This window comes from Pseudanabaena sp. PCC 9330 (assembly GCF_055795045.1).
This window is the reverse complement of record NZ_JAYFES010000115.1, coordinates 777,924-785,987: the sequence shown is the minus strand read 5'-3', so window position 1 is coordinate 785,987 and position 8,064 is coordinate 777,924. Positions and strand designations below refer to the sequence as shown.

6 protein-coding genes are annotated in these 8,064 nt (G+C 54.8%); 2 read left to right on the top strand and 4 right to left on the bottom strand.

Annotated elements, in window-relative coordinates:
- Positions 1 to 146: 146 nt before the first annotated feature.
- On the bottom strand, positions 147 to 1,466 hold the full coding sequence (locus AC0QKW_RS20800) for a TetR family transcriptional regulator (protein ID WP_473152996.1): 1,320 nt from the start codon (positions 1,464 to 1,466) through the stop codon (positions 147 to 149).
- A gap of 196 nt (positions 1,467 to 1,662) precedes the next feature.
- Here AC0QKW_RS20800 and AC0QKW_RS20795 point away from each other — a divergent pair, with 196 nt between their 5' ends.
- The gene (locus tag AC0QKW_RS20795) at positions 1,663 to 2,511 is read left to right on the top strand and encodes an acyl-CoA desaturase (RefSeq protein WP_473152995.1); all 849 of its coding nucleotides are present in this window, start codon (positions 1,663 to 1,665) and stop codon (positions 2,509 to 2,511) included.
- Here the strand turns inward: AC0QKW_RS20795 and AC0QKW_RS20790 are convergent.
- Entirely contained in the window at positions 2,508 to 2,825 is a 318-nt protein-coding gene (locus AC0QKW_RS20790; protein ID WP_473152994.1) for a (2Fe-2S) ferredoxin domain-containing protein, read from the bottom strand. The genes AC0QKW_RS20795 and AC0QKW_RS20790 overlap by 4 nt on opposite strands.
- Positions 2,826 to 3,260: 435 nt before the next feature.
- Entirely contained in the window at positions 3,261 to 4,328 is a 1,068-nt protein-coding gene (locus AC0QKW_RS20785) for a hypothetical protein (protein ID WP_473152993.1), read from the bottom strand.
- 441 nt (positions 4,329 to 4,769) lie between these two features.
- On the opposite strand from AC0QKW_RS20785, the gene AC0QKW_RS20780 reads away from it, so the two are divergent.
- Entirely contained in the window at positions 4,770 to 5,741 is a 972-nt protein-coding gene (locus tag AC0QKW_RS20780) for an integron integrase (RefSeq protein WP_473152992.1), read from the top strand.
- A 63-nt stretch (positions 5,742 to 5,804) separates the two neighbouring features.
- Here the strand turns inward: AC0QKW_RS20780 and AC0QKW_RS20775 are convergent, their stop codons facing one another.
- Positions 5,805 to 8,003, bottom strand: a complete 2,199-nt coding sequence (locus tag AC0QKW_RS20775; protein WP_473152991.1) for an alpha/beta hydrolase family protein — start codon at positions 8,001 to 8,003, stop codon at positions 5,805 to 5,807.
- Positions 8,004 to 8,064 lie beyond the last annotated feature (61 nt).

The following is an 8,064-nucleotide window of genomic DNA, read 5'->3' as shown; positions in this document are numbered from 1 at the left end:
CGACTGCGAGCCATGGGATTAAGTCCCACTTACAACCCAATACATTCATCGTTATACTCCCTAGTCCCGTCATAAGAACCTTAAGTTTGCTCCGATGGGGGCCTGCGCCCCCGGGAAGAAACAAAATTCTGCGGTGTTTTTCGGCCCTAGTTCTCTGCTGCATCGTCAGGGTTGGTTGCCATACTGGCCGCAGGACCAGACGGCTGATCTAGGCGCAGAGCCAGGGCCAAGGCCGATCGCGCCTGGGCCATTTGCACGAGTGGTTCCACTTGTTCTGTCGTTAGCCCGCTGAGCAGGCTGAGAGCCTGGCGATTTAGACCCTTGAGCAGCATCTCGATACACCAGGTGGCGCGAGCTTGCTCTACCCCGAGGCGATCGCCCGTGGGTGTGATCAGCCCCTGGGTCACCTCGGCCCAGACCTGCCGCACCCGGTAGGGGGTCATGGGCTGGTCGTCTAGCCCTAAGAACATAGCAGGGGAGTCATCGTTGCGGGCTTTGAGCCAGCGGGTGAAGGGGTTTTTGGTATAGGTGCCGTAGCGTCGCCCCATGATCCACTGATTGAGGGGCACCTGGCGGTGGTGGGGGCCAACCAGCAAAATGTGCTGGCTACTGTCGTAGATAGCGCTGGCGCGGGTCAGCAGCGGCACCTCAGTAACGGCTACCCCGGCCCCAAACAAGACATAGATCAGGGCGTAGGTCTGGCTGTCGGCCTTTCGAGCTGTCTGCATAATCTGGTGCACCACTGGGGCAGGCAGGTCGATCCAGGTTTCTGTATTGGTGGCAGCAGCAGACAAACTAGAGGAGTCTGGCACCAACTCGACCTTCACCGGCCCAAAGCGCAGCCCCAACAGCCAGCTCGCCAGGCTATCGACAAAGGCCGTCTGGCTGGGCCAGAGGCGTGCATGTTCGGCGAGGCCGAGGTCGTCGGGATGGCTCTCGGTAGCGCTTGCGATCGCGGTATAGCCCAGCAGCAGCGCCATGACCAACTCTGCCACCGCCTCTGGACGCAGGCTGGGGTTGTCGCCCAGGCCGAGCAGCGCCTCCAGATACTCAGCCATAAAGTCGCGAATGGTTTGCAGCCCGCGCCCCAGGGCCAGGCTGTTATCGGCTGAGAACTGCCCCGCCTCACCAATCACCGATCGCACCAATTCTGCCCGCTGCCCCAGAATGGCTAAACACTGGCTAAGAAAGTCTTGCAGGCTCTGTTCACTGGGCGCTTGCCCTAGGGTTTCTCGATCAAACATCGAGGCCATGCCTTGGGCCGAGCCAGACAGCACCTCAGCCTCGGTCATCACTGCCGCAAGCAAGCCATGCTTGCTACCAAACTGCCGAAACAGAGTAACCTCGTTCACCCCCGCCAGATCGGCCACCTGGCGGGTAGTCGTAGCCCCTACGCCCTGGCTAGAAAATAGCTGAAAGGCGGCATCTACAAGCTTTTGCCGAGCCGATTTGCGCTGATCTGCCATAGAAAAAAGAAAGCAACGCTTGCATTTTACCAGAGGGGTTTGCTAAGGTTGTTTTGCAAGCATCACTTGCACAAGACTCCCAGCAGTTCCCTCGGGGCAAAAAGGAGTTAGGCAAGGGTTTGCCCCGAGCCAGGCTAGATACCCGGCTGACGATTTTAGCCCCATAGCGCGTAAAGGAGTTGTAATGACAACAACAATGAAGCAAATCCCGCAGAAAAAGCGGATTACAGACTTAGACTGGACATTAGTGGGCTTTTTAGCTGCTATTCACGGCATGGCCCTGCTGGCCCCCTGGTTCTTTTCATGGTCGGCCTTGGGCGTCATGGTGGCGCTGCACTGGCTGTTTGGCAGCATTGGCATTTGCCTGGGCTACCACCGCTTGCTCACCCACCGCAGTTTGCAGGTGCCCCGCTGGTTAGAGTACGTGATTGCCACCATCGGCGCGATGGCGCTTCAGGGTGGGCCAATCTTTTGGGTGGCGGGCCACCGGCAGCACCACCTCTACACCGAAGATGCCGAAAAAGACCCCTACGCCGCCAGTCGCGGCTTTTGGTGGAGCCACATGCTCTGGATGGTCTACCGCAACCCGGCAGTCTTTAACGGTCAAATTTACCGCCGCTATGCCCCAGATATTGCCCGTGACCCCTACTATCGCTGGCTCGATCGCTACTTTCTGCTGCTGCAAGTACCGGTTGCGATCGCCCTCTTTCTGCTCGGCGGCTGGTCTTTCGTCATCTACGGCGGCTTTCTGCGCATTGTCACCCTCTGGCACTCCACCTGGCTGATCAACTCTGCCACCCACATGTGGGGCAAGCGCCGCTTTCAGCTCAACGACGGCTCGCGCAATCTTTGGTGGACGGCCCTGCTGACCTATGGCGAAGGCTGGCACAACAACCACCATGCCTACCCCAACGTGGCCCCCGCAGGCTGGCGCTGGTGGGAGGTCGATGTCACCTGGTACGCCATTTGGGCGCTAGAAAAACTCGGTCTAGCTCGACGGGTGGTGCGCCCCCCAGCCGAGGCGATGGCCCAAACTCAGCGCTAGAAAGCATCAGCCGGATGAAAGCGGGGGTGCAGGCGATCGCGCACTAACTCCCCTTTCCCCAAATGTTGCTCGACAATCGTTGGTACATCCTCAGGGGTGACCTGGCAGTACCAGGTATTACCGGGCATGACTTTGACCGTGGGGCCAGCACTGCACTGGCCCATGCAGTCGCTCTCAGCCACAAAAATATGGGCGCTTTGGTACTGTCGAAAGGCAGCTAAGACCTGCTCAGAACCGCCGCGATCGCACGATCGATGCCGACACACTTGCACCAGCCAGCGAGTTTCACCAGAAGAAGAGGGCTCTGTTGGCATCGTCTCTCACCTGCAATCTGATCTCAGCCTGACACAGACTGGCAACAGCGTCAGAGATAGTCGCCAGGGCGGGGAGCTAAAGCGACGTCTGGAAAAGAGTTTCCCAAATGGTGGGCAGTGCCCACCCTACGACCGCCGTAGGGGCTGAATTAAAGCTGGCATCTTCTTTCTTGGAAATCTGCTTATTCAAGGTAACGGCTAGTCATCGTGGTGCTGCTATGGCCAAGTAAACAGTCACCTCAGCTACCTCCCCACAATGCCATTCTGCCCATTCAAAGTCGATATTTCAGAAAACCAGTTGATTGCAGGAGGTCTAACGTTCCGCCTCACCCGTCGCTAGCAATCTTTTGAACTCAACGAAAAGACTCTAAACGGTCGGGTGCAGGCAGATTGTTAGCTTATTATGCATCTGTCAAATCTCTTAAGGTCTATCTGTTAGTTAGCTTCACGGTGACTGTAATCTTTACCCCATAGGCCGCTGATGATCATCCATATCATTTTGAACAAACCCATAAAACCCAATTTATGAATCATGGTTTCTACACCTAATACTATGTTGAAGTCGTAGGTATAAGCGATTCCTGGCTTTGGTGTACGATTAAGGGCAATGAACATGAAGTCATTGGGAGACAGCAATCTTATAAACTCGCCAATTAACACCCGCTCAGTTTCTGTAAACATAAGTGAGCATTGGAAAAAATGTTCCAACTCCTGCTCCGCATGGGCTACGATGCTCGTCGCAGCAGGGGCAAGAGTTCCACCCATCGCGAAATCAGGTTTTGCTGCTGCAATTTTGTTTGCTTTACGCTCATACAGATAATCCACCATATTCGCCACCAAAGTATCCCGTTCCTCAGGACTTAAATCATCTGCACTTGGATACTTGGAAGGCGACAGTATCAGCTCTATAGGAATTCTAGGCCACTCGTTTCGTGTATTGAAGACTTTCCCACAGGTATCTTTTAATTCTGAAGACGGAACCAGACCAAAAGTGTTAAACATATCCAAAACAAAATCGAAATCATTTAATTGATCAAGCTCACATTCAAAATATGTTATTCTTGGGAATTTTTTCTTGTAATCCTCAGCCCGAAGCCGGACTTCTTCCACGTACCACTCGCAGATATCATATAAACCAGCATTTTCAGGAGGACAACTCAAATTTCGTTGTGCACCAGATTGGAGATACCAAGTTCTACTCCACTCAGAAACTCCAGGTGCTTCATGGACACGAAGTAAGCTGTAAACTGTTTTTTCAACAGTTCTGCTAAGGATAACCACACCTATTTCTTCCTGGGGAATGTATTCATCAGGAATTAAATACCCCCAACCCTTGATATAGGAATGGTTGGTTTCGCAATACACTTTTTTGCCATTTTTATTCTTCTTTAGTATCTCTTTCATTTTCAATGGCATTAATCTACGTAAGGCTGAGCTGTCTCCATTGTTGAACTGCTGCATTTCAATACCATTCATTATCGGAAGTCCTTCGTGAATACTCATAGAATTCACTGCCATAGATAGCAGTTCAGTTAAGTAATCCGATCCTGACCGTCCGGTATTGATACTGAAAATATATTTGATGCTCACTCGTAGATACTCCTGTAGTAATCCCAACCTAATTTAGATGACGTGCTTCTAACCATAAGAATGGCATTTTATTTTTCGATAACTACTCACGTTGAAGCATAGTTGGTATAGTTGGATTACCCAAGAAGACTTACTTGAGTGTATCCAAAGTATTAAGTGCGATTGCTCTCATCTACGAGTAACTCGTTATTAGAGGGAAAATTTCTGCCTAATACTCCCATGCAGGATCTTAGGTGGAAATCTGTCTGCCTAAACACCTCCACAGGGATCTTAGGTGGAAAAATTCAGTGTAAATCCTTGGCGACTGGGAGGCAGACAACTTAAGATTCCCTTACGGCCAGTACAGAATTACTCATGGATGGTTCAACTCCACCACGGCGCTTGCTTGACCATGTGCGCGATGCGATTCGGCTGAAACATTATTCTTACCGGACGGAGCAGTCCTACGTTCAGTGGATCCGTAGGTACATTCTGTTTCACAACAAACGGCACCCCAATGAAATGGGGGTGCCAGAGATTGAGGCATTCTTAACCCACCTAGCAGTACAAGAGCATGTGGCTGCATCTACGCAGAATCAAGCCTTAAGTGCCCTGCTGTTTTTGTATCGGGCAGTGCTTTTTCTGCCGTTGGACGAGCGGATTGATGCCGTTAGGGCAAAGCCATCTCGTAAACTGCCTACAGTGCTGACCAAGGACGAGGTGCGTTCGATCCTTTTGCAGATGACGGGGGTGCATCGACTCATTGCTCAAACCCTCTATGGCAGTGGGCTGCGCTTACGAGAGGCGATGCAGCTCCGAGTCAAAGATTTAGACTTTGCCCAACATCAAATTGTGGTGCGTGATGCAAAAGGTCACGAGAGCCGGGTGACGATGCTACCGAGCCGTCTCGTAGCCCCCCTCCAGGAGCATCTTCGTGGTGTACAACGCCTGCACCATCAGGATCTAGAGCTGGGTTATGGGGCAACGACATTACCCTTTGCCTTGGCACGCAAATATCCCAATGCTGATCGCCAGTGGATCTGGCAGTTTGTCTTCCCATCATCAACCCGGTGCCGGGATCCTCGTAGTGGGGTTATTGTTCGCTATCACCTGCACGAGAGCGGTTTGCAAAAAGCGGTCAAACAAGCGGTGAGGTGTGCAGGGATTCAGAAACGGGTTGGATGTCATACGTTTCGCCACAGTTTTGCCACCCATCTGTTACAAAATGGCTGTGACATTCGCACCGTGCAGGAAGTGCTAGGCCATAAGGATGTGAAAACTACGATGATCTACACCCATGTGCTAAATCGGGGTGGTCGCGGCGTGATTAGCCCGTTGGATGATTAGGGACTTTGTGCCCACAATGCTAAGGTCTGTCTTCCATCGGGTATCTTTTTTCTCAGAAATCGACTACGGCTGCAAATATTGCCGAAAAAACTCAATTTGCAGCTGGGCCGCCAGGGGCTGATAGCCCGACCCGTAGAGACTGTGGCCCACCCCCTCAAACTCGTAGAGGGTCACCGGCACCGCCGCTAGATCGAGCACATCGTGGAAATTGCGGGCCATGTCAATCTGCAAAAAGTCGTCGGCACCGTGGAACAGCAGCGTTGGCGTGCGCACAGCCCCAGCGCTGTAGAGGGGCGAAGCCTGGAGGTAGGTGGCAGGGGCCACCATTGGCGTTTGCCCCACCAAGTACGACAGCAGCGACGAATAGCCCAGTTGCCACTCGGTCAAGAGATCGAGCAGCGAGCACTGGGGATTGGCCGCCGCCACTAGCTGTGGAAACTGGGCGATCATCTGGGCGGCGTAGTAGCCGCCGTAGGAGCAACCTGTCACACCCACCCGCGCTGCGGTCGTCCACCCCCGCTGAACCAGCTGACCCAAAATTTCAGCACCTTCGACCACATCCACCCGGCCAAAGTTTTGATCCTCAGCTAGGGCAAGGTAGCGATCGGGGCCAAAGCCCTCCCGGCCTGAGAGGGGCACCACCAGCACCGACAGGCCAAAGTTGGGCAGCAGGTTGAGCGGCATTTCTACCTCGGTGGCAAATTCGTTAACCATCGAGCCCCCCGGCCCGCCCTGCTGCCAAAACACAATCGGCTGCTCTACCGGCGGAAAGACGCTCCCCGCTGGCTGAACCAGAAAGCCCGATCGCACCCCCTGGCTAGTGGTAAAGCTCACCGGCTGCATCTGCACCCGATTGCGATCGGCGACAGCGGCGTTGATGTTGGTGAGCGATCGCGGTTCTTGATCCCCGTCTAGGTCAATGGCGTACAGCTCTGGCGGCTGGGTCACCGATGACAGGCCATAGACCACCGTGGCCCCATCCTCGCTAGCAGTGACCGCTAACGGATCCACCGCCCCCGGCGGCAGTGGCAGCGGTGTGAGCTGCCGCTGCGCCAGATCGTAGACATGCAGAGGCCGGTTGAGCCCGTCGGTGCCCCACAGCAACAGGCGATCGTTGCCCAAAAACCAGCCGTCAGACTCTTCTGGGCCTTGCAGAGGCTCGGCGTCAATGGTGTCGAGCACAGTGCCCTCCAGATCAATCAGCTGAAAGTAGGCCGATTCAGGGAAGACATAGGAAGGATGCGATCGCCCCGCCAAGACACTGGGCCGATAGCGCTTGATCAACACCCGCTCGCCGTCAGGGCTGATCTGGGCACCGCCAAAGGTATCGCCCCCGAGGGCTGGAGCCAAAAGCTCTAGCCGCAGCGGCTCGGCCTGGGTAAAGTCAAAGACCCGCAGGGCACTGTGCTGGTAAAAAGGATTGTCTTCTGGGGTCAGGGTACCCAGAGCATCTTGCACCAGAGGGTCGGCCAGGCTAGGGCTGCTAGGAGTGCGATCGAACAGGCGGCTTTCTGCTCCGGCGGCGGTGACCAGCACCACGCGATCGCCATTCGCCGACCAGGTCGGCGGCTGAATCTGCAAGTCCTCCGGCAGCCGTGCCACCTCTAGCCGCCGCAGCGACGGCAAAAACACAACATAGATGATGTCGTCATCCTCGCCATAGACCCGCAGGGCAAACTTAGAAAAATCGGGGGCAATACCGAGAATTTCGCCATCTTCCGGCTGAATCGGGTAGATGCTAGTGCGCGAGGCGATCTCCGTGACCCGGTTGACCGTAATGATTTCCCAGGGGCCGTAGACATCTTGCTGCACAAACCGCAGAGTGTCATTGTCAACCCAGCGGAGGGGAAGCTCAGGGGCAAACAGATCACTTTCTAACACCAGCGCCTCACTGAGTTCGCCGCTGTCAAGGGTGAGAAAGTGCAGACTGCGCTCCCCTTGACCCTGGCGGTTGCTGACCGCCACCACTAGGGTGGTGCCATCGGGGCTGAGAGTACTCAAAATCTCGATCTGCTGCACCCCCAGCAGCGCTTCGAGCCGAGTTTGGTCGTCTGCGGAGAGAGGGGCCAGCTCCAGTCCGTCAAGGCCCACCGAAATGATTTCTCCCCGTCCTGGGGCAACGGTCAGCGTCGTGGCCAGGGTGGCAACTAGAGTGGCGATCGCCCCCATCCAGCTCAGCCGCCGCCCCTGCCTTACTCGCCCAGGGTGGCGCTCAACCGAGCAGGGCAACAGAAAACTAAAAATACGCCAGGAATTTGCCACCAGGGGTCTGTAAATAGAGACAAGTCATCATACCGTCATCCCCCCGGCGATCGATGTGTCT